Below are 710 nucleotides of genomic sequence, written 5' to 3' on the forward strand. Positions count from 1 at the left end.
ATGCCGGGGCCGGGGGCTGCGGCGGGTGGTGTGCCGGCACGCGCGAGGGGAGGCAGCGTTCGCAGCCGAGCCGGTCCTTGGCGGCGACCAGCGGAGCCGGCTCGCCGCACGACGGGCAACGTACGCGCGCGAAAGTGGACGCCCCGAGCATCCAGTGCAGGAGCAGGGGATAACGGCGTGGTCCGCGCAGCACGTCCACCGGGAGCTCCAGCGCCGGCGCCTCGACCACGTGCAGCCGAATCGGCCGGATGTCGATGTGCGAGCGATGCTTGTCCTCGATCTCGGCCAGCCGGCGCACCCGTTCGGCCCGGGTAGCCTCGGCCCGGGCGTCGAGCATGGCGACCCGGTCGGCGCCGGCGGTGGCACGCCGGCGGGCGATCGAGGCGAGCGCGTCGGAGTAGTAGCGCTCCACACGCCGGATCTCGGCGGCGCGCTCGTCCTCCGCGTCCTTGGCGATCACCGCTGACCGTACGGCCGCTCGAGCATCGATCAGCCGGTATGCCTCGCGGACCGCTCGGGCCAGGTCCGGCGGAAGGGCGATGGGACGACTGGCGGCGGGCGTGTCGTCCGCCTCCGGGGACTGGGCGGCCAGCGCACGCCACACGCCGTCGGCGATCTCAAGGCCGGAGCGGCCGTCCACCCAGCAGTCCATCCGCTCCTGGAAGCTGCTCTCCATCGACACGTCGAAGTGGACGAGCGCGCCGACCCGC

At 73.9% G+C, this 710-nt stretch carries 1 protein-coding gene; it reads right to left on the reverse strand.

Annotation, left to right across the window (positions count from 1 at the left end; translation table 11 throughout):
• The coding region (locus tag AC5LSR_RS16285) for a hypothetical protein (RefSeq protein ID WP_493468644.1) at nt 1–710 on the reverse strand (710 nt) is incomplete at both ends.

This window comes from Protofrankia sp. CiP1_Cm_nod4, from assembly GCF_982290645.1.